This window comes from Rhodosalinus sp. 5P4 (assembly GCF_041365695.1).
Lineage (GTDB): Bacteria > Pseudomonadota > Alphaproteobacteria > Rhodobacterales > Rhodobacteraceae > Rhodosalinus.
The window spans coordinates 241957-262528 of the sequence record NZ_JBGFSJ010000004.1; the positions used below are offsets into that span (position 1 = coordinate 241957).

General features: G+C 69.8%; 16 protein-coding genes. 12 read left to right on the forward strand and 4 right to left on the reverse strand.

From position 1 onward, the window contains the following. Positions 1-9: 9 nt before the first annotated feature. Together AB6A69_RS09040 and dnaE are read right to left on the reverse strand one after the other, a co-directional pair. On the reverse strand, positions 10-888 hold the full coding sequence (locus tag AB6A69_RS09040) for a hypothetical protein (protein WP_371060529.1): 879 nt from the start codon (positions 886-888) through the stop codon (positions 10-12). Next, entirely contained in the window at positions 872-4378 is a 3507-nt protein-coding gene (gene dnaE / locus AB6A69_RS09045) for a DNA polymerase III subunit alpha (RefSeq protein WP_371060530.1), read from the reverse strand. The genes AB6A69_RS09040 and dnaE overlap by 17 nt, the downstream gene beginning before the upstream one ends. Positions 4379-4548: 170 nt before the next feature. On the opposite strand from dnaE, the gene AB6A69_RS09050 reads away from it, so the two are divergent. The 6 genes from AB6A69_RS09050 (at position 4549) to AB6A69_RS09075 (ending at position 10395) form a co-directional block, all read left to right on the forward strand. Then, on the forward strand, positions 4549-6081 hold the full coding sequence (locus AB6A69_RS09050) for an ABC transporter ATP-binding protein (RefSeq protein ID WP_371060531.1): 1533 nt from the start codon (positions 4549-4551) through the stop codon (positions 6079-6081). 27 nt (positions 6082-6108) lie between these two features. Continuing rightward, positions 6109-7194 carry an ABC transporter permease gene (locus AB6A69_RS09055; RefSeq protein ID WP_371060532.1) on the forward strand — a complete coding sequence of 362 codons (1086 nt, stop codon included), beginning with the start codon at positions 6109-6111 and terminating at the stop codon, positions 7192-7194. Beyond that, positions 7194-8117 (forward strand): ABC transporter permease, encoded by a 924-nt coding sequence (locus AB6A69_RS09060; protein WP_371056437.1) that lies wholly within the window; start codon positions 7194-7196, stop codon positions 8115-8117. The genes AB6A69_RS09055 and AB6A69_RS09060 overlap by 1 nt, the downstream gene beginning before the upstream one ends. A gap of 32 nt (positions 8118-8149) precedes the next feature. Beyond that, entirely contained in the window at positions 8150-9223 is a 1074-nt protein-coding gene (locus AB6A69_RS09065; protein WP_371060533.1) for a BMP family ABC transporter substrate-binding protein, read from the forward strand. A gap of 102 nt (positions 9224-9325) precedes the next feature. Further along, a complete protein-coding gene (locus AB6A69_RS09070) occupies positions 9326-9985 on the forward strand; it encodes a DUF938 domain-containing protein (protein WP_371060534.1) in 660 nt (219 codons plus the stop codon). Positions 9986-10056: 71 nt separating this feature from the next. Continuing rightward, entirely contained in the window at positions 10057-10395 is a 339-nt protein-coding gene (locus AB6A69_RS09075; RefSeq protein ID WP_371060535.1) for a carboxymuconolactone decarboxylase family protein, read from the forward strand. A 92-nt stretch (positions 10396-10487) separates the two neighbouring features. On the opposite strand, the gene AB6A69_RS09080 is transcribed toward AB6A69_RS09075, so the two are convergent. Next, complete coding sequence (locus AB6A69_RS09080; RefSeq protein ID WP_371037554.1) at positions 10488-10910, reverse strand: cytochrome c; 423 nt, start codon at positions 10908-10910, stop codon at positions 10488-10490. 154 nt (positions 10911-11064) lie between these two features. After that, the gene (locus AB6A69_RS09085) at positions 11065-13566 is read right to left on the reverse strand and encodes an FAD-dependent oxidoreductase (RefSeq protein ID WP_371060536.1); all 2502 of its coding nucleotides are present in this window, start codon (positions 13564-13566) and stop codon (positions 11065-11067) included. A gap of 156 nt (positions 13567-13722) precedes the next feature. Here AB6A69_RS09085 and htpX point away from each other — a divergent pair, with 156 nt between their 5' ends. From htpX to rodA, 6 genes are all read left to right on the forward strand, one after another. After that, positions 13723-14607 (forward strand): zinc metalloprotease HtpX, encoded by an 885-nt coding sequence (htpX, locus tag AB6A69_RS09090; protein ID WP_371060537.1) that lies wholly within the window; start codon positions 13723-13725, stop codon positions 14605-14607. Positions 14608-14882: 275 nt separating this feature from the next. Beyond that, a complete protein-coding gene (locus AB6A69_RS09095) occupies positions 14883-15929 on the forward strand; it encodes a rod shape-determining protein (RefSeq protein ID WP_371037557.1) in 1047 nt (348 codons plus the stop codon). 86 nt (positions 15930-16015) lie between these two features. After that, entirely contained in the window at positions 16016-16963 is a 948-nt protein-coding gene (gene mreC / locus AB6A69_RS09100; protein WP_371037558.1) for a rod shape-determining protein MreC, read from the forward strand. Continuing rightward, positions 16956-17495 carry a rod shape-determining protein MreD gene (locus tag AB6A69_RS09105; protein ID WP_371060538.1) on the forward strand — a complete coding sequence of 180 codons (540 nt, stop codon included), beginning with the start codon at positions 16956-16958 and terminating at the stop codon, positions 17493-17495. The genes mreC and AB6A69_RS09105 overlap by 8 nt, the downstream gene beginning before the upstream one ends. Then, complete coding sequence (mrdA, locus tag AB6A69_RS09110) at positions 17492-19435, forward strand: penicillin-binding protein 2 (RefSeq protein ID WP_371060539.1); 1944 nt, start codon at positions 17492-17494, stop codon at positions 19433-19435. Before AB6A69_RS09105 ends, mrdA begins: the two co-directional genes overlap by 4 nt. Further along, positions 19432-20571 carry a rod shape-determining protein RodA gene (gene rodA / locus AB6A69_RS09115; protein ID WP_371060540.1) on the forward strand — a complete coding sequence of 380 codons (1140 nt, stop codon included), beginning with the start codon at positions 19432-19434 and terminating at the stop codon, positions 20569-20571. Before mrdA ends, rodA begins: the two co-directional genes overlap by 4 nt. The last annotated feature ends 1 nt before the right edge of the window (position 20572 follow it).

The following is a 20572-nucleotide window of genomic DNA, read 5'->3' on the forward strand; positions in this document are numbered from 1 at the left end:
GCCCGCGCGTCAGCGTCCCTTGATGTCGAGCGCCAGCGCCGCGCCATCGTGCAGCAGCAGGTTCTTCCAGACCGGGTTCTCGCCGAAGCGTTCGTAGATGCTGACGAACACGGTGTCGCGCTCCATCCGCGAGATGCGCCGCCCGCAGGGTTCGTTCCGCGCGACGGCGCAGATGCGCGACTTGAGACGCTCATAGGCGCTGTCGGTCTTCGAATAGGGCTGCGCCTCGGCGGGCAGGCCGTAGCGAATCTGCTCGTGCATCGAGGGCGCGCCGAAAAGCGCGAGCGCGGCGGTGAACTGGCGCGGGCAGCCATCGTCGAAACCGGTCAGGTAAAATGTGTGGGCCCCGGTGTTGCCGGGATCGCTGTCGTGAAGCCGCCAGCCCGCCGCCCGCTCGATCTCGGCGCCGAGGGACCGGCGCGGCGCGTCGCAGACCCGGGCGAGCTCGCCGTAGGGCAGGCGCGTGCCGAAGGCCACGTCGCGCCCGTCGGGCCCGTCGGAGGCCGGGGGCAACGCGGCCCCCTCCGGCATAGGGCGGGCCGCCTCCCCGCCCCCGAAGAGACGCGCGAAAAGGCCGCCGCCGGGCGCCGCCGCCCGGCTTTCCGCGGCGGTGGCCGGATCGCTTTCGCCGCCGCCTAGTCCGGGCCCGCCAATGGCCGGTGCCTCCCCGTCCTGCGCCGCGCCGACGGCCCCGCTCCCGAAGAGCCGTGACAGAAGGCCCGCACCCCGCCCGCCTTCCTCCGCGGTGGCGGCCCTCGCGTCGCCATCGCCGCGGGCGGTCGCGCCCGGCGCCTCGGCGCGCGGCGCGTCGCCGCCGCAGCCTGCAAGGACCGCCAGCGCCACGAGCGCGGCCGCGCCCGCGGTGCGGCGGTCAGACCTCCTCGACATCCAGAACGCCGGAAAGCGACTTGATCGCGCCCTTGACCTGCGGCGTCACGGGAAACTCGCCGGGAAGCTCCACGTCCACCTCGCCCGGAAGGCCGTCGGCGAGAAGGCAGAGGTAGACCTGGCCGCGCGCCGCGCGCCGTGCCTCGCGCGCGGCCTGCTCGAGCACGCTCGCCACCGCGCCCACCGCCGTCTCGGCCTCCACGAAGACCCTGAGCGACGAGGCGCCCGCGTCCGCCACCGCCGCGTCCACCGGCGTCACCCCGCGGGCCATAAGTTTCAACTGGTCTGCCTCGAGGCTCGCCTCGGCGCTGACCACCACCTTCGCGCCCGTCTCCAGGTATTCGCGCGCGGCCTCCAGCGCCTCGGAGAAGAGCGTCACCTCGTAGGCGCCCGTGGTGTCGGAAAGCTGGGCGAAGGCGAAGCGGTTGCCGCGCGCGGACTTGCGCTCCTGCCGGCCTGCCACGACGCCGGCGAGCTTCACCAGGCAGGGCCCGCGCCCGGCCTTCGCGGTCACCTCGTCCAGCGTCAGCACGCCCTTTCGCCGCAGCGGCGCCATGTAATCGTCGAGCGGGTGGCCGGAGAGGTAGAAACCCACCGCCGCGAACTCCTCGTTCAGCCGCTCGGCGGGCAGCCAGTCGGGCACGCCCGCGAGCCGCGGCTCTGGCAGGTCCTCGCCCGCCTCGCCGAAAAGCGACACCTGGGCGGAGGATTTCTGCTCCTGCACCGCGGCGGAATAGGCGACGAGCGCGTCGAGGCTCTCGAGGACGCGCCGGCGGTTCGGGTCGAGCGCGTCGAAGCCGCCCGCGCGCGCCAGCATCTCGAGCGGGCGCTTGCCGATGCGCTTGAGGTCCACGCGGCGTGCGAGCTCGAAGATGCTGGTGAAGGGCGTCCCGTCCCGAGCCTCGGTGATGAGGCGCATCGCCTCCACGCCCACGTTCTTGAGCGCGCCCAGCGCATAGACCAGCCGGCCCTCGCGAACGGTGAAGGTGGCCTCGGAGCGGTTCACGCAGGGCGGATCCCAGGGCAGGCCGAGGCCCTTCTTCACCTCCTCGAAATAGACGCCGAGCTTGTCGGTGAGGTGGATGTCGCAGTTCATCACGCCGGCCATGAACTCGACCGGGTGGTTCGCCTTGAGCCAGGCCGTCTGGTAGCTGACCACCGCGTAGGCGGCGGCGTGGGACTTGTTGAAGCCGTAATTGGCGAACTTCTCGAGAAGGTTCCAGACCTCGAGCGCCTTGGCGTCGTCGACACCGTTCTTCTTCGCACCCTCGATGAACTTCGGGCGCTCGGCGTCCATCGCCTCCTTGATCTTCTTGCCCATGGCGCGGCGCAGAAGATCCGCGCCCCCGAGCGAGTAGCCCGCCATCTCCTGGGCGATCTGCATCACCTGCTCCTGGTAGACGATGATGCCCTGCGTCTCGTCGAGGATGTGGTCGATCAGCGGGTGGGTCGAGTCCCGCTCGCGCAGCCCGTTCTTGACCTCGCAGTATTTCGGGATGTTCTCCATCGGCCCCGGACGGTAGAGTGCCACGAGCGCCACGATGTCCTCGATGCAGGTGGGTTTCATGCGCTTCAGGGCATCCATCATGCCCGAGCTTTCCACCTGGAACACCGCCACGGTCCGCGCCCTTGCGTAAAGCTCGTAGGTCTTCTCGTCGTCGAGCGGGATCTGCCCGATGTCGTTCTCCGCGCCCTCGAAGGGCTGGTAGATCGCGCTCCCGTCGGCCGCGACGTGCAGATCGCGCCCCGAGGCGCGGATGAGGTCGATGGCGTTCTGGATGACGGTAAGCGTCTTGAGGCCGAGGAAGTCGAACTTCACCAGCCCTGCCTGCTCCACCCATTTCATGTTGAACTGCGTGGCCGGCATTTCCGAACGCGGATCCTGGTAGAGCGGCACCAGCTCGTCGAGCGACCGGTCGCCGATCACCACCCCCGCCGCGTGGGTGGAGGCGTTCCGGAGCAGCCCCTCGAGCTGGCGGCCATAGGTCAGCAGCCGGTCCACCACCTCCTCGGCGCGGGCGGCCTCGTGCAGGCGCGGCTCCTCCTCCAGCGCCTTCTCGATGGAGACGGGCTTCACCCCCTCGATGGGGATGAGCTTCGACAGCTTGTCCACCTGCCCGTAGGGCATCTGCAGCACGCGGCCCACGTCCCGCACCGCGGCCTTCGACAGAAGCGCGCCGAAGGTGATGATCTGCGCCACCTTCTCGCGCCCGTATTTCTCCTGCACGTAGGCGATGACCTCCTCGCGCCGGTCCATGCAGAAGTCGATGTCGAAATCGGGCATGGAAACCCGCTCGGGGTTCAGGAATCGCTCGAAGAGAAGCGAATAGCGCAGCGGATCGAGGTCCGTGATGGTGAGCGCGTAGGCCACGAGCGAGCCCGCCCCCGACCCGCGTCCCGGCCCCACCGGGATATCCTCATCCTTGGCCCACTTGATGAAATCGGCCACGATCAGGAAATAGCCCGGAAAGCCCATGCTCTCGATGATACCGAGCTCGAATTCGAGGCGCTTCTCGTAGTCCTCCACGGGCGCGGCGTGGGGGATCACGGCAAGCCGCGCGGCAAGGCCTTCCTTCGCCTGGCGGCGCAGCTCCTCGACCTCGTCCGCGGCGAAGCGGGGCAGGATCGGGTCGCGTTTCTCGACCATGAAGGCGCAGCGGCGGGCGATCTCGACGGTGTTCTCGATCGCCTCGGGCAGGTCGGCGAAAAGCGCCGCCATTTCCTGCGGCGACTTGAAGTAGTGCTGCGGCGTGAGGCGGCGGCGCGGTTCGCGCTGGTCGACATAGGCGCCATCGGCGATGCAGATCAGCGCGTCATGGGCCTCGTAATGCTCCTCCTTCACGAAATGCACGTCGTTGGTGGCCACAAGCGGCAGCTCCATCCCGTAGGCCATCTCGACGAATCCGCGCTCGGTCAGCCGCTCGGCCTCGGGCAGCCCCTGCTCGCCCGGGTGGCGCTGGAGCTCGACGTAAAGGCGGTTCGGGAAGATGTCGCGCAAGCGGCGCATCAGCGCCTCCGCCTCGGCGCGCTTGCCCTGCGCCAGAAGCCGCCCCGCCGCGCCCTCCGGCCCGCCGGAAAGGCAGATGAGCCCCGCGCCGTGGCGTGCAAGCTCGTCCAGCGTGACATGCGCCGCCTGCCCGTCCCCCCGCAGGTAGAGGCAGGAATTGAGCTTCATGAGGTTGCCGTAGCCCTCTTCGGACTGCGCGAGCAGCACCAGCGGCGCGGGCCTCGGCTGCTGTCCGCGCGCCACCAGCGGATCCGCCTCCGCGATGGCGAGATCGATCTGGCAGCCGTGGATCGGCTGGATGCCCGCGCCCTGCGTGGCGACCGAAAACTCCAGCGCGCAGAAGAGGTTGTTGGTGTCCGTCACGGCCACCGCCGGCATCCCGGCGGCACGGCAGAGCTCCGGCAGATTCTTGAGCCGCACGGCGCCTTCGAGAAGCGAGTATTCGGTGTGAAGGCGCAGGTGCACGAAGAGCGGCTCGGTCATGGCGCGAGACTCGCCGAAAGCGGCGGCGCGCGCAAGCGCCCGCCGCCGCGCGCCGCCCGTTTCGCGCGCACCGGCGTGGCCGGGGACCGCGCGCAGGCGGCAGCGCGATTGCGGAGCGTGGCGGGATCGGGCTAAAGCGGACGGTGACCGGCGCGGCGGAGACGAGAGATTTGACCAGGGCGGGCCAGAGCGTTCTGAGCCTCGAGGGGCTCACCAAGATCTATCCCGGCGTGCGCGCCTGCGACGACGTCTCGCTCGAGATCGCGGCGGGCGAGGTGCACGCGCTCCTGGGCGAGAACGGCGCCGGCAAGACGACGCTGGTGAAGATGATCTACGGGCTCGTGCAGCCCGACGCGGGGCGCATGACGCTGCGCGGCGCCCCCTACGCCCCGCCGGAACCCCGCGCGGCCCGCGCGGCGGGCGTGGCCATGGTGTTCCAGCATTTCTCGCTCTTCGACGCGCTCTCGGTGGCCGAGAACATCGCGCTCGGGATGGAGACTGCGCCGCCGCCCCGCGCGCTGGCGCAGCGGATCGCCGAGGTCTCGCAGCTCTACGGTCTGCCGCTCGACCCGGCGCGGACCGTGGGCACGCTCTCTGCGGGCGAGCGGCAGCGCGTGGAGATCGTGCGCTGCCTGCTGCAGGAGCCCCGGCTTCTGATCATGGACGAACCGACATCGGTGCTGACGCCGCAGGAAACGGAGATCCTGTTCGAGACGTTGCGCAAGCTGGCCGCGGAGGGGACGTCGATCCTCTACATCTCGCACAAGCTCGAGGAGATCCGCGCGCTCTGCGACCGCGCGACGATCCTGCGTCGCGGGCGGGTGGTGGCCCGCCCCGACCCGCGGCAGAGCACGGCACGCGAGATGGCCGAGGCGATGGTGGGCGGCGCCTTCGATACCACGGCCCGCGCGCGCCGCGACACGGGCGAGGTCGCGCTGGAGGCACGCGGTCTTTCGCTTCCGGCGCCGGGAGATTTCGGCACCGCGCTTCGCGACGTGAGTTTCGCCCTGCGTCAGGGCGAGGTGCTGGGGATCGGCGGCGTGGCCGGCAACGGGCAGGAAGAGCTTCTTGCCGCGCTCTCGGGCGAACGGCGCGCGCCGCGGGGCGCGGTTTTCCTGCAGGGCCGCGACGTGGGCGCGCTCGGGCCCGCCCAGCGCCGGGCCCTCGGCCTTGCCAGCGCGCCGGAGGAACGTCTCGGCCACGCCGCCGTGCCCGAGATGAGCCTGACCCGCAACGCGCTTCTGACCGCGGCCGCGACACGCGGGCTGGCGCCGCGCGGGATGATCGACTGGGGCGCCGCGCGGCGCTTCGCCGAGGAGGTGATCGCCCGCTTCGACGTGCGCACGCCGGGGCCCGAGGTCGCGGCGCGGGCGCTTTCGGGCGGCAACCTGCAGAAATTCGTGATCGGGCGGGAGTTGCTGCAGACGCCGGTCGCGCTTGTCGTGAACCAGCCGACCTGGGGCGTCGACGCGGCCGCGGCCGCGACGATCCGGCAGGCGCTCATGGACATGGCCGCCCGGGGCGCGGCCGTTCTCGCGATCAGCCAGGATCTCGACGAGCTGATGGAGATATCCGACCGCTTCGGCGCGCTCAACGCCGGACGGTTGAGCGCGGTGCGCCCCGTGGGCGAACTCGACCGGGAACGCATCGGCCTGATGATGGGCGGCGCCCACGACATGGAGGTGGCGCATGTGGCGCAGTGAACCGCGGACGCGCCAGGTGACCGGCTCATGATCGCGCTGGAAAAACGCCCGCAGCCCTCGCGCGGCTGGACCGCGGGCGCGCCCGTCATCGCAGTCGCGCTGACCATGCTCGCCGGCGGGGCGCTCTTCGCGGCGCTTGGCGCGGATCCGCTGGAGGCGATCCGCGTCATCTTCTGGGATCCGCTCTTCCATCCGCAATTCGCCGCCTATTCGCGGCCGCAACTTCTGGTGAAGGCCGGGCCGCTCATCCTGATCGCCATCGGGCTTGCCATCGGCTTCCGCGCGGGGGTGTGGAACATCGGCGCCGAGGGGCAATACATCATCGGCGCGATCTGCGGGGCGGGCGCGGCACTGGCCTTCTACCCGTCCGCCTCGCCCCTCATCTTCCCGCTTGCCGTTCTGGCCGGCGCGGCGGGCGGCTTCGCCTGGGGGATGATCCCCGCGCTGCTTCGCGTGCGCTTCGGCACCAACGAGATCCTCGTGTCGCTCATGCTGGTCTACGTGGCAGAGGCGGTGCTGGCCTCGGCCTCCTCGGGCCTTCTCAAGAACCCTGAGGGCATGGGCTTTCCGGGCTCGCGCAACCTTGCGCAGTGGGAGGCGACCGCCAATCCCGAACTCGTCGCCGGGACCGGCATGCATTGGGGCGTCGTCGCGGCCTTCGCCGCCGTGATCGCGGCGCAGGTGCTGATGGCGCGCCATATCCTCGGCTTCCAGATCCAGCTCATGGGTGCGGCGCCGCGCGCGGCGCGGTTTTCGGGCGTGAACGCGGCGCGCATCACCCTCGTCAGCCTCGGGCTTGCCGGCGCGCTGGCCGGCATGGCGGGGCTCTTCGAGGTCACGGGACCCGCCGGGCAGATCACCATCGACTTCGGCTCGGGCTACGGCTTCACCGCGATCATCGTGGCCTTCCTCGGCCGGCTCAACCCGCTCGGCATCCTCGCGGCGGGGCTACTGATGGCGCTCACCTACATCGGCGGCGAACTCGCGCAGCTGATGCTCGGGCTGCCCGCCGCCGCGATCCAGCTCTTCCAGGGAATGCTGCTTTTCTTCCTGCTGGCCGCGGACGTGTTCGCCAACTACCGGATCCGGATCGGCCGGCGGGAGGTGGGGTGATGGATCTCGGCGCGATCCAGCCGGCGGTGTTCACCGCGGCGATCATCGTCTCCGCGACGCCGATCCTGCTCGCCGCGATCGGGGAACTCGTGGCCGAGCGGTCGGGCGTGCTGAACCTCGGGGTGGAGGGGATGATGATCACCGGCGCGGTGATGGGCTTCGCCGTGGCGGTCACGAGCGGCAACCCCGCGCTCGGCTTCCTGGCCGCGGCCGCGGCGGGCGCGGGCCTGAGCCTCGCCTTCGGCGTGCTGACGCAGTTCTTCCTCGCCAATCACGTGGCCACCGGCCTCGCATTGACGCTCGCGGGGCTCGGGCTGTCGGCGCTCATCGGCAAGCCGTTCGAGGGGATGAAGGCGCCGCCCACGCCGCGGCTGGACCTCGGGCCGCTCTCCGAGATCCCGTATCTCGGCCGCGCGCTCTTCGCGCACGATCCGATCGTCTATCTGAGCCTCGCGATCGTCGCCGCGGTCTGGGTCTTCCTGCGCCTCACCCGCGGAGGGCTCGTCCTGCGCGCCGTGGGAGAAAGCGCCGAGGCCGCCCACGCGCTCGGCTACAAGGTCGTGCGGGTGCGGCTTCTCGCGATCCTTTTCGGGGGCGCCTGCGCCGGGCTCGGGGGTGCGTATCTTTCGCTCGTCCGCGTGCCGCAATGGACCGAGGGCATGACGGCCGGCGCCGGGTGGATCGCGCTCGCCATCGTGGTCTTCGCGTCCTGGCGGGCCGGGCGCATCCTTATCGGCGCCTATCTTTTCGGCGGGGTCAGCGTGCTGCAACTGAACCTGCAGGCCGCCGGGGCGGACGTGCCCGTCGCGCTCTTGTCGGCTTCGCCCTATCTGGTAACGATCCTCGTGCTCGTGCTCATCTCGGCGCGCGGGACGCATGGCGCCCCGGCGGCGCTGGGCCGCATCTTCCACGCCTCGAACTGAGGCGTTCGACAAAAGCAACAGGGAGACATCTCATGAACCGCAGAACCCTTCTTTCCGCAGCGGCGGCCATCGCGCTCGCGCTTCCCGTGTCCGCGCAGGACGACCCCCTCAAGGTGGGATTCGTCTATGTCGGCCCCATCGGCGACGGTGGCTGGACCTACACCCACAACGAGGGGCGACTGGCGGTGGAGGAGCATTTCGGCGACCGTGTCGAGACCGTCTACCAGGAAAGCGTGCCCGAGGGCGCGGATTCCGAGCGCGTGATGAGCCAGATGGCTCTGTCCGGCGCGGATCTCATCTTCACCACCTCCTTCGGCTACATGGATCCGACGCTCAACGTCGCCGAGCGCTTTCCGGACGTGAAGTTCGAGCATGCCACCGGCTACAAGCGGGCCGAAAACGTCTCCACCTACTCAGCCCGGTTCTACGAGGGCCGCGCGGTTCTGGGCCACATCGCGGGCAGGATGACCGAGTCGGACGTGGTGGGCTACATCGCCTCCTACCCGATCCCCGAGGTCATCCGCGGCATCAACTCGGCCTTCATCCACGCGCGGAAGGCCAACCCGGACGTGCAGTTCCGCGTCGTCTGGGCCTACACATGGTTCGACCCTGCCAAGGAGGCCGACGCCGCGCAGGCGCTGATCGAGCAGGGCGCCGACGTGATCCTGCAGCACACCGACTCGACCGCCCCGCTGGCCGCGGCGGAAAGCGCGGGCGGCGTGATCGGCTTCGGGCAGGCCTCGGACATGGCCGAGTACAAGCCCACGCCCCGCGTCTCGTCGATCATCGACAACTGGGGCCCCTACTACATCGACCGCGTGCAGGCCGTGCTGGACGGCACGTGGGAGAGCACCGACACCTGGCACGGGATCGGCGACGAGATGGTCGTGATCGGCGAGATCACCGACGCCGTCCCGGAAGAGGTGCGCGCGGAGGCGCTGGCGCTGCGCGACGAGATCGCGTCGGGCGCATATCATGCCTTCACCGGCCCGCTGAACCGGCAGGACGGCACCGCCTGGCTTGCCGAGGGCGAGGTGGCCGACGATGGCACGCTGCTGGGCATGGACTTCTACGTCGAGGGGCTGACCGGCGACATCCCGAACTGATCGCCCTTCCATGGCCAGGGGGCGCCCGGTCACGGGCGCCTCTCGCGCTTGCCCGCGACCTCCGGCCAGATCGTCCCGCCACAGCCGCAACGGACCGCCGCGATGCCCCGCCGACCCAACCTTCCCGACGCCGCCTCCGTCGCCGCCCCGCAAGACGGCGGCAAACTCTGCGCACCCGCCGCGGAACGCAACGCGGGCCCGATCGCGGACCTCGTGGCCGAGTTCGCGCCCGCCTCGGGCCGCGCGCTCGAGCTTGCGTCGGGGACCGGGCAGCACGCCGTGGCGCTGGCGCGGCGCCTGCCCGCGCTCGACTGGCAGCCGAGCGACATCGACCCGGCCCGGCTGGCCTCGATCCGCGCCTGGGCGGCAGAGGCCGCGCTGCCCAATCTGCGCGCCCCGGTCACCCTCGACGCGACCGCGCCGGGCTGGGCGGACGCGCACGGGCCGCGCGACCTCGTCGTCGTCATCAATCTGTTCCACCTCGTCTCGGCGGCGGAGTGCGAAACGCTGGTCCACGAAGCCGCGCGCGCCCTGTCACCGGGGGGCACGCTCATCGTCTACGGGCCGTTCATGCGCGCGGGCGAGCTGACGTCGGAGGGGGACCGCGCCTTTCACGCGCGGCTCGCCGCCGCCGACCCCGAGATCGGCTACAAGGACGATTTCGACACGCTCGACATGATGATCGCGGCCGGCCTCACGCCCCGCGCGGCGATCGAGATGCCCGCCAACAATCTCGGCCTCGTCGCCGGGCGCGACTCCTGATCAGGATCAAGGCGGCGACTTCGGCGGCGTGGTCTGGACCGGGCGAACCCCAGGAAAGAAGGACCCCGCCCATGGACTGGACCGCCAAGCTCGACCGGACCCGCGAGCACCTGCGCAGCCTCAACAAGGCCATCCCCGAAACGGCGCGCGCCTTCGGCGCGCTGGGCAAATCCGTGAAGGAAAGCGGGGCCGTAGATTTCAAGACCAAGGAGTTCGTGGCGCTCGGCATCGCGGTGGCGACGAAATGCGAGGACTGCATCCTCTTTCACGTCGAGGCGCTGGTGAAGGAAGGCGCGACCCGCGACGAGGTCGCGGAGGTCCTCGGCATGTGCGTGCAGATGGGCGGCGGGCCCTCGATGATGTACGCGGCCAAGGCGCTCGACGTCTACGACGCGCTCGCCGAGGGCTGAAAGCACCGGCGCACCGGGCGGCATGCGCGGCATGAAAGGGCGGCGGACGGCGCGTCCCCCGGTGAGCGCCGCCCCACCGCCATGATCACCCGCTACTCCGCCTGGAGCGATGCGATATGCTCCACCAGCGCGAGGATGCGGGCCTGCACGAAGGCTTCGCGGTCCGCGAGACCCGCGAATTCGCCCAGCGCCCGGTCGGCGCGATACTTGTAGCGCGTGCCCCAGGCGGGCATGTCGGTCGTGCCGTGGGCGCCCACCTCCACCGAGTTCGAGATCACGTCGAAGACGTGCCGCACCGGGAACACCCCGCCATTGGCCGTCTGCAACGCCGTCAGATCCGGCATGCCCGTGTTGAGGTATCCCGCGAGCACGCCATCCCCCTTGCCGCCCGCGCCATGACAGACCGCGCAGCTTTCCATGTATTCCCGTTCGCCCAGCGTCATGTCTTGCGCCGCCGCGCCCGATACGAAGGCTGCGGCGGCGAAGCCTGCGGCCAGAACCTGCTTCAGTTTCATCACGTCGATTCCTTCGAAAGCGGCAACCCCGGCCACCCGCGAAAGCTAGTCGCGCCGCTGCGCCCCGATCATTGACCGTTGTCAACGACGGGCTGGCGCTGTCGCGACGAAGGCACGCCGCCCGGTATCGGGTGCGCGCGCCTTCGTCGGGGTCTCAGCCGTCCACGCGGATGCGGGCGTTCTCGGGATCGAAGGGGCTGTCGGGCTGAACCTCCGCGTCCCAGAGCCGGTCCAGCATCCGGACCTTGAGCTTCGTGCCGGGCGCGGCGTGCTCGGGCTTGACGTAGCCCATGCCGATCGACTTGCCGAAGGCCACGGAATAGCCGCCCGAGGTCAGCCGGCCGACGCGCTCCTCGCCCGCGTAAAGCGCCTCGCGCCCCCAGGGATCGGCATCCTCGGGACCGTCGACGAGAACGGTCACGCATTTCGAGCGGATGCCGGTGGCCTCCATCGCCGCCTTGCCGCGGAATTCCTTGGACAGGTCGACGAAGCGCGGCAGGTCGGCCTCGAGCGGCGTGGCGTCGCGGCCCAGCTCATGGCCGAAGGCGCGGTAGCTCTTCTCCTGGCGAAGCCAGTTCTGCGCCCGCGCGCCGACAAGCTTCAGCCCGTGCGGCTCGCCCGCCTTTTCCAGCAGATCGAAGAGATAGTTCTGCATCTCCACGGGGTGGTGCAATTCCCAGCCGAGCTCTCCGGTGTAGGCCACGCGGATCGCCCGCACCGGGCACATGCCGAGCTCGATCTCGCGCATGGAAAGCCAGGGGAAGCGCTTGTTGCCCAGCACGGTCGCGGGATCCGCGTCCTTCACCACCTCGCGCAGCAGATCGCGCGACTTTGGTCCCGCGACGGCGAAGACGCCCCATTGCGTAGTGACGTCGTGGATGTCGATCCAGCCGAACTCCTCGCGCTTGTCCAGGGCGGACTTGCGCAGGTAATCCCCGTCATAGGCGGTCCACGCCCCGGCGGAAACGAGGTAGTACTCGTCCTCGGCCAGCCGCACGATGGTGTATTCCGTGTGCGTCGTGCCCGCCTCGGTCAGCGCGTAGGTCAGGTTGATGCGTCCCACCTTCGGAAGCCGGTTGCAGGTGAACCAGTCGAGGAAGGCCGTCGCGCCCGGCCCGCGCACCAGGTGCTTGGTGAAGGCCGTGGCGTCGATCAGGCCGACACCCTCGCGGATCGCCTTCGCCTCCTCGACGGCATGGGGCCACCAGCCGCCGCGGCGGAAGCTGCGGGCGTCGTGATCGAAATCCTCCGGCGCATCCAGCGGGCCGAAATAGTTCGGGCGCTCCCATCCGTTCACGTGGCCGAACTGCGCGCCTCGGGCCTTCTGACGGTCGTAGGCGGGCGCGGTGCGCAGCGGGCGGCAGGCCGCCCGCTCCTCGTCGGGGTGGTGCAGGATGTAGACGTGCTCGTAGGCCTCCTCGTTCTTGCGGGCGGCGTATTCCGTCGTCATCCAGTCGCCATAGCGGCGCGGGTCGAGCGAGGCCATGTCGATCTCGGCCTCGCCATGCACCATCACGTCCGCGAGATACTTGCCGGTGCCGCCGGCGGCGGTGATGCCGAAGCTGAACCCCTCGGCCAGCCACATGTTGCGCAGGCCAGGCGCGGGGCCCACAAGCGGATTGCCGTCGGGCGTGTAGCAGATCGGGCCGTTGTAGTCGTCCTTGAGGCCCACCGTCTCGGAGGACGGGATGCGGTGGATCATGGACATGTATTCCTCCTCGATACGCTCGAGATCGAGGGGGAACAGATCGGCGCGGAAGCTGTCGGGCACGCCGTATTCGAAGCACGCGGGGGCATTGCGCTCGTAGGGTCCGAGGATCCAGCCGCCGCGCTCCTCGCGGACATACCACTTCGCGTCGGCATCGCGCAGCACGGGGTGCTCGGGGTTGCCGGCCTTGCGCCACTCCACGAGCGCCGGGTCGGGCTCGGTCACGATGTACTGATGCTCCACCGGGATGGCCGGCATCTTGATGCCGAGAAGGCGCGCGGTGCGCTGGGCGTGGTTGCCCGTCGCGGTGACGACATGCTCGGCCTTCACCACCACCTGCTCGTCGGAGGGCACGAGGTTGCCGCCCTTCTCGATCATCTTCGTGCAAGTGACGTCCCAGTGATCGCCGCGCCACGCGTAGCCGTCGACCTGCCACTTGCGCTCCACGGTGACGCCGCGCTGGCGCGCGCCCTTGGCCATCGCCTGGGTCACGTCGGCCGGATTGATGTAGCCGTCCTCGGGGTGGTAGATCGCGCCCTTCAGGTCCTCGGTGTTGACCAGCGGCCAGCGCTCCTTGATCTGGGCGGGCGTCATCCACTCGTAATGGATGCCCGCCGTCTCGGCGGTCGTGGCGTAGAGCATGTACTCGTCCATGCGCGCGTCGGTCTGGGCCATGCGCAGGTTGCCCACGACATAGAATCCGGCGTTGAGGCCGGTCTCCTCCTCCAGCGTCTTGTAGAACTTTACGCTGTAGTCGTGGATGTGGCTCACGGCATAGGACATGTTGAAGAGCGGCAGCAGCCCCGCGGCGTGCCAGGTCGAGCCCGAGGTCAGCTCGTCCCGCTCCAGCAGCATCACGTCGGACCACCCCGCACGGGCGAGGTGATAGGCGATCGAGGCGCCGATCGCGCCGCCACCGACGACAAGCGCCTTCACATCCGTCTTCATGCCGTCACTCCTTCTGAAACTTGTCGCTTCCTAGCGCCGCAAGGACGGCGGACAGCGCGCACGCGCGACGCCCGGGAGGGAAAAAGCGACGTGTCCCGATCTTGGAAAGCATGGCGGTTTCTCCATATCTGCAGTCAGACACGCATGGAGACGCAGATGGCACTCGTCCGCACCGCAATGCTTCTGGCCGCGATGACCGCGCTTTTCGGTCTCGCGGGGCTCGCGCTTGGCGGAGAGGCGGGGATGGTGATCGCCCTCGTCATCGCCGCGGGCATGAACCTCTACGCCTGGTGGGGCTCCGACAAGGCCGTGCTGCGGGCCCACAACGCGCGTCTGGTGACGAAGGCGTCCGCGCCGGATCTCGTCGGCATGGTGGAGGACCTCGCCGGGAGGGCGGGGATGCCGATGCCCGCCGTCTACCTCGTCGATGACGACCAGCCCAACGCCTTCGCCACGGGCCGCAACCCCGAGAACGCGGCGGTGGCGGCCACCACCGGCCTGCTGCGCGCGCTCTCGCGCGAAGAGGTCGCCGGCGTGATGGCGCACGAACTCGCCCATATCCGCAACCGCGACACCCTCATCATGACAGTGACGGCGACGCTCGCCGGCGCGATCACCATGCTGGCCAATTTCGCCTTCTTCTTCCGCGGCGGCCGCGACAACGGGATGGGGATCCTCGGCGTGCTGGCCACGATGATCCTGGCGCCGCTCGCCGCGGGGCTCGTTCAGATGGCGATCAGCCGCACACGGGAATACGAGGCCGACCGCATTGGCGCCGAGATCGCGGGCCAGCCTCTCTGGCTCGCCTCGGCGCTGGCCAAGATCTCGGGCCTGGCCGCGCGCATCGACATGAACTCGGCCGAGCGCAACCCCGGCAGCGCGCACATGTTCATCGTGAACCCGTTGCACGCCCACAGACACGACAACCTCTTCGCGACGCACCCTGCGACCGAGAATCGCATCGCCGCGTTGAAGGCCATGGCCGCGGGCTCGGAGGGCGCGGGCCCCGCCAGACCCGCCCGCAGCGGTCCCTGGACCTGATCAGCCTTTCGCCGGGACAGCGCCGACCCAGCGGTCGCGCCCAAGACCGCCCGAGGCACAAGGTCGGGATTCTGCATTCCCACCCCCTCGGATCGGCGTATTTTGGGCAGATGGGATCGCATATGTGATATTTCCGGGCTCTGGGCAAATTCGCGCCGACCCCGCGCGCGCTGGCCCTTTCTTGCAGGAGCGCGGGGGCCTATAACGGCGCGTGGTCCGCGCCCCTCGGGGACGCGGACCGTCTGCAATAGATCGAGCGGGGTCCCCGGCTGCAAATGTTCGGACTGTCAAACCTGACCGGCATGTTCTCTCAGGACATGGCCATCGACCTCGGCACCGCGAACACGCTGGTCTACGTCAAGGGACGCGGGATCATCCTCTCGGAGCCGTCGGTGGTGGCCTACCACGTCAAGGACGGGGTCAAGAAGGTGCTCGCCGTGGGCGAGGACGCCAAGCTGATGCTCGGCCGCACGCCGGGCTCGATCGAGGCGATCCGCCCGATGCGCGAAGGCGTGATCGCCGATTTCGACGTGGCCGAGGAGATGATCAAGCACTTCATCAGGAAGGTGCACAAGCGCTCCACCTTCTCCAAGCCCAAGATCATCGTCTGCGTGCCCCACGGCGCCACCCCGGTGGAAAAGCGCGCGATCCGGCAGTCGGTGCTGTCGGCCGGCGCCCGCAAGGCGGGGCTGATCGCCGAGCCGATCGCGGCGGCGATCGGCGCGGGCATGCCGATCACCGACCCCACCGGCAGCATGGTGGTCGACATCGGCGGCGGCACCACGGAGGTCGCGGTGCTGTCGCTGGGCGACATCGTCTACGCCCGGTCGATCCGCGTCGGCGGCGACCGCATGGACGAGGCGATCGTGAACTACCTGCGGCGCCAGCAGAACATCCTCGTGGGCGAGTCCACCGCCGAGCGCATCAAGACCTCCATCGGCACGGCGCGGATGCCCGACGACGGGCGCGGCGCGTCGATGCAGATCCGCGGGCGCGACCTTCTGAACGGCGTTCCGAAGGAGACCGAGATCAGCCAGGCGCAGGTGGCCGAGGCGCTCGCCGAGCCGGTGCAGCAGATCTGCGAGGCGGTGATGACGGCGCTCGAGGCGACGCCGCCCGACCTTGCGGCCGACATCGTGGACCGGGGCGTGATGCTGACCGGCGGCGGCGCGCTTCTGGGCGATCTCGACCTCGCGCTGCGCGAGCAGACGGGGCTCGCCGTCTCCATCGCCGACGAAAGCCTGAACTGCGTGGCGCTCGGCACGGGCAAGGCGCTCGAGTACGAAAAGCAGCTTCGCCACGCGATCGACTACGACAGCTAGGCCGCGGCCCATCGTGATTTTGCAGGCGCGGCGCGGGGCGCTAGACTGAGCAGGGGCAGCCCGCACCGCACGGAGGCGAAAGCGTCTTGGCAAGGGAAAAGGGCAACGGCGAGGACTTCGCGAATCCGCTGAGGCGTCTGCTTCTCGGGATCATCCTGTTTTCGCTGCTCGGCATCTTCCTCGTCTGGCGCATCGACAGCCCGAGGGTCGAGCGCTTCCGCGCCGACGTGGTGGACAGCGTGATGCCCTCCTTCGACTGGGCGATGGCGCCGGTCACCGCCACGGTGAACCTCTTCCGCGACTTCCAGAGCTACCAGCGCATCCATTCCCAGAACCGCGAGCTGCGGCGGGAGCTTCAGCAGATGAAGGCCTGGAAGGAGGCGGCGCTCCAGCTCGAGCAGGAGAACGCGCGGCTGCGGGACCTGAACAACGTCCGCATCGATCCCCGCCTCACCCATGTCACCGGCGTGGTGCTGGCCGATTCCGGCTCGCCGTTCCGGCAGTCGGTCCTGCTGAACGTCGGCGCGCGGGACGGCATCATGGACGGGTGGGCCACGATGGACGGTCTCGGTCTCGTCGGCCGCGTCTCGGGCGTGGGCGAGCGCACCAGCCGTGTGATCCTGCTGACCGACAGTTCCTCGCGCATCCCGGCGGTGATCCAGCCCTCGGGCCAGCGCGCGCTGGTGGCGGGCGACAACTCCGCCGCGCCGCTTCTCGATTTCATCGAGAACGAGGCGGCGGTGCGTCCGGGCGACCGGATCGTGTCTTCCGGGGATGCCGACGTGTTCCCTCCGGGGCTGCTGATCGGCCAGGTCGCGGAGGATCCGCAAGGGCGGCTGCGGGTCCGTCTGGCCGCGGACTACCAGCGGCTGGAGTTCCTGCGCGTGCTGCGCAACCACAACGCACGCACGATCAGCGGCACCGGCGCGCTGATCGTGCCGGAGGCCAGGCCCGCGCCCGAGCCCGTGGCCGGCGCCGAGAGGCCCGAGGCGCGCGCAGCCGACCCGGCGGCGGAGGCTGGCGGCGATGGCTGACACGCGCGGCTTCGGTCTCTGGATGCGCCGCGCCAGCTACCTGGCGCTCAGCCTGCTGATCCTGTTCTTCCAGCTCCTGCCCCTCGACACGGGGACACCGCGCTGGGCGCCGCCGGATCTTCTCGTCGCGCTCACCTTCGCTTGGGCGGTGCGGCGGCCCGATTTCGTGCCGGCCCTGTCGGTGGCGGCAATGATGCTTCTCGCGGATCTTCTGTTGCAGCGCCCGCCCGGCCTTCTCGCCGCGCTCGTCGTGCTCGGGGCCGAGTGGCTGAAGCGCCGCGCGCCGGAGCTGCGCGACGATTCGTTCCTGACCGAATGGCTGAGCGTCGCCTCCGTGATCGTGGTGGTTTCGCTGGGCTACCGCGTCGTGCTGAACCTGCTGGCGGTCGCGCAGCCCCAGCTCGGCCTCTACCTGATGCAGTTGCTGATGACCATGGCGGTCTACCCCGTGGTGGTCGGCATCTGCTATCTGTTCTTCGGGCTGCAGAAGCCGGCGGCATCCGACCTGGACACGCGGGGGATCGGCGCATGAGACGCTCGCAGAAAGACACCGACCTCAGCGTGCGCCGCATCACCCGGCGTGGCCTCGTCGTGGCCGGCCTGCAGGCCGGGTTCATCGGCGCGCTGGCGCTGCGGATGCGCTACATGCAGGTCGATCAAGCCGATGAGTTCCGGCTTCTGGCCGAGGAAAACCGGATCAACATAAGGCTGATCCCGCCCCGCAGGGGCCGGATCTACGACCGCGAGGGCCGCCCGCTGGCCGTGAACGAGCCGTCCTACCGCATCACGATCGTGCGCGAGGACGCGGGCGACGTCGAGGCGGTGCTCGCCCGGCTCGCCCGGATCGTGCGGCTCGAGGACGAGGCGCTAGAGCGCGCGATGGCCGAAATGGCCCGCTCCGCCCCCTTCCTGCCCGTGACGGTGGCCGACCGCGTCTCGTGGGAAGAGATCAGCCGCGTGGCGGTGAACGCCCCGGCGCTGCCCGGCGTCACGCCCGAGGTCGGCCTGTCACGGCTCTACCCCTCGGTCGAGGATTTCGCCCATGTCGTTGGCTATGTCGGCCCGGTGAGCGACCGCGACCTCGCCCGCTATGCCGACCCCGAGCCGGTGCTGCGCATCCCCCGGTTCCAGATCGGCAAGGTGGGCGTCGAGGCGCGCCTCGAACAGGCGCTGCGCGGCCGCGCGGGCACGCGCCGCGTCGAGGTGAACGCCGCCGGGCGCGTGATGCGCGAACTCGACCGCCGGGACGGCGAGCCGGGCGCCGACGTCCAGCTGACCCTCGACAGCGCGTTGCAGGGCTACGTGCGCGCGCGCCTCGGCAACGAAAGCGCGAGCGTCGTGGTGATGGACGTGACGAACGGCGATCTTCTGTCCATCGCCTCGGCGCCCTCCTACGATCCCAACAAGTTCGTGCGCGGCATCTCGGTGGCCGACTATGCCGCGCTGCGCGACAACGAGCGCCGGCCGCTCGCCTCGAAGACGGTGCAGGACGCCTACCCGCCCGGGTCCACCTTCAAGATGGTCACGGCGCTCGCCGCGCTGGAGGCCGGGGTCATGTCGGCCGAGGAAACCGTCTGGTGCCCCGGCCACATGGAAGTGGGCGGGCGGCGCTTTCACTGCTGGAAGCGCGTGGGCCACGGGCACATGAACCTGGAAGAGGCGCTGAAGGAAAGCTGCGACGTCTACTTCTACGACCTCGCGCTCAAGGTGGGCATCGACAATATCTCGGCGATGGCGCGCAAGCTGGGCCTGGGCACGGCCTACGACATTCCGATGTCCGCCGTTGCCGAGGGGCTGGTGCCCGACCGCGACTGGAAGGCGCGCACGCGGGGTGCGCAATGGCGCATCGGCGACACGGTCAACGCCTCGATCGGGCAGGGCTACGTGCTGTCCTCGCCGCTTCAGCTTGCCGTGATGACCGCGCGGCTCGCCACCGGCCGCGAGATCGAACCCCGGCTGCTGAAATCGGTGAACGGGGTCGACGAGGCGGCGCGGACGGGCGCATCGCTCGGCCTCAACGAGAATCACCTGCGCCGGATCCGGGCCGCGATGTTCGCGGCCACGAACAACCGGCGGGGCACCGCCTTCGGATCGCGGATCGTCGCGGACGCGATGCGGATGGCCGGAAAGACGGGCACGAGCCAGGTGCGCAACATCACCGCCGCGGAGCGGCGCGCCGGCGTCACCCGAAACGAGGACCTGCCCTGGAAGCGGCGCGATCACGCGCTTTTCGTGAACTTCGCGCCCTTCGAGGCGCCCCGCATCGCCGTCGCCGTCGTCGTCGAGCATGGCGGCGGCGGCTCGACCGCGGCGGCGCCGATCGCGCGGGACGTGACGCTGCAGGCCCTGCATGGCGGCGACCCTCCGCTCGAGGCCTATCCGGCCGCCGACCGGTCGCGGATCCGCGCCCAGCAGGAGCGGCTCGCCCGCGAACGCGAGGACCGCGACAGCGAGGGGCAGAACCGCGCATGAGTTACCTCGAATATACGGTCAAGACGACGCCCTCGGGGCCGCGCAAGCTGCTCTATCTCAACTGGCCGCTCGCCGTGGTGCTGGTGGCGGTGGCCCTGATCGGGGCGGTGATGCTCTATTCCGTCGCCGGCGGCTCCCTGTCGCCCTGGGCCGAGCCGCAGATGAAACGCTTCGCGGCCGGACTGGTGCTGATGATCGCCGTGGCCATGGTGCCGATCTGGTTCTGGCGCAACATGTCGGTGCTGGCCTATGCCATCTCGGTCCTGCTGCTGGTGGCGGTGGAACTCGTCGGCGTGACCGGCATGGGCGCGCAGCGGTGGATCGACCTCGGCTTCATGCGGCTGCAGCCTTCGGAGCTCATGAAGATCACGCTCGTCCTCATGCTCGCGGCCTATTACGACTGGCTTCCGGTCAACAAGGTGTCGCACCCGGTCTGGGTGATCGTGCCCGTGCTCTTCGTGCTGCTGCCGACCGCCCTGGTGCTGGCCCAGCCGGATCTCGGCACCGCGATCCTGCTGCTTTCGGGCGGCGGGCTGGTGATGTTCATCGCCGGGGTTCACTGGGCCTATTTCGCCGGGGTCCTCGCCGCGGGCGCCGGGCTCGTGACGGCCGTCCTGCGAAGCCGGGGAACGGACTGGCAGCTTCTCAAGGACTACCAGTTCCGGCGCATCGACACGTTTCTCGACCCGGCCTCGGACCCGCTGGGCGCGGGTTACCACATCACCCAGTCGAAGATCGCGCTCGGCTCGGGCGGATGGGGCGGGCGCGGCTTCATGCAGGGCACGCAGACGCGCCTCAACTTCCTGCCGGAAAAGCACACCGACTTCATCTTCACCACCCTCGCGGAAGAGTTCGGCTTCCTCGGCGGCATCTCGCTTCTGGCGCTCTACGCGCTGATTCTCGTCTTCTGCATCGTGTCGGCGCTGCAGACGCGCGACCGGTTCGCCTCCCTCATGATCTTCGGCGTCGCGATCACCTTCTTTCTCTACTTCGCGGTCAACATGTCCATGGTGATGGGCCTCGCGCCGGTCGTCGGCGTGCCGCTGCCGCTCGTGAGCTACGGCGGCTCGGCGATGCTGGTCTTGATGCTGGGCTTCGGGCTGGTACAGAGCGCGCACATCCACCGCCCCCGGTGAC

What these genes read in the sequence shown, in the direction of transcription:
- AB6A69_RS09075 (WP_371060535.1), top strand. Translation starts at nt 10,057, where the DNA reads ATGGACTGGACCGCCAAGCTCGACCGGACCCGCGAGCACCTGCGCAGC.
- htpX (WP_371060537.1), top strand. Translation starts at nt 13,723, where the DNA reads ATGGCACTCGTCCGCACCGCAATGCTTCTGGCCGCGATGACCGCGCTT.
- AB6A69_RS09055 (WP_371060532.1), top strand. Translation starts at nt 6,109, where the DNA reads ATGATCGCGCTGGAAAAACGCCCGCAGCCCTCGCGCGGCTGGACCGCG.
- AB6A69_RS09080 (WP_371037554.1), bottom strand. Translation starts at nt 10,910, where the DNA reads ATGAAACTGAAGCAGGTTCTGGCCGCAGGCTTCGCCGCCGCAGCCTTC.
- mrdA (WP_371060539.1), top strand. Translation starts at nt 17,492, where the DNA reads ATGAGACGCTCGCAGAAAGACACCGACCTCAGCGTGCGCCGCATCACC.
- AB6A69_RS09095 (WP_371037557.1), top strand. Translation starts at nt 14,883, where the DNA reads ATGTTCGGACTGTCAAACCTGACCGGCATGTTCTCTCAGGACATGGCC.
- AB6A69_RS09085 (WP_371060536.1), bottom strand. Translation starts at nt 13,566, where the DNA reads ATGAAGACGGATGTGAAGGCGCTTGTCGTCGGTGGCGGCGCGATCGGC.
- AB6A69_RS09065 (WP_371060533.1), top strand. Translation starts at nt 8,150, where the DNA reads ATGAACCGCAGAACCCTTCTTTCCGCAGCGGCGGCCATCGCGCTCGCG.
- AB6A69_RS09040 (WP_371060529.1), bottom strand. Translation starts at nt 888, where the DNA reads ATGTCGAGGAGGTCTGACCGCCGCACCGCGGGCGCGGCCGCGCTCGTG.
- rodA (WP_371060540.1), top strand. Translation starts at nt 19,432, where the DNA reads ATGAGTTACCTCGAATATACGGTCAAGACGACGCCCTCGGGGCCGCGC.
- AB6A69_RS09060 (WP_371056437.1), top strand. Translation starts at nt 7,194, where the DNA reads ATGGATCTCGGCGCGATCCAGCCGGCGGTGTTCACCGCGGCGATCATC.
- AB6A69_RS09105 (WP_371060538.1), top strand. Translation starts at nt 16,956, where the DNA reads ATGGCTGACACGCGCGGCTTCGGTCTCTGGATGCGCCGCGCCAGCTAC.
- AB6A69_RS09070 (WP_371060534.1), top strand. Translation starts at nt 9,326, where the DNA reads ATGCCCCGCCGACCCAACCTTCCCGACGCCGCCTCCGTCGCCGCCCCG.
- dnaE (WP_371060530.1), bottom strand. Translation starts at nt 4,378, where the DNA reads ATGACCGAGCCGCTCTTCGTGCACCTGCGCCTTCACACCGAATACTCG.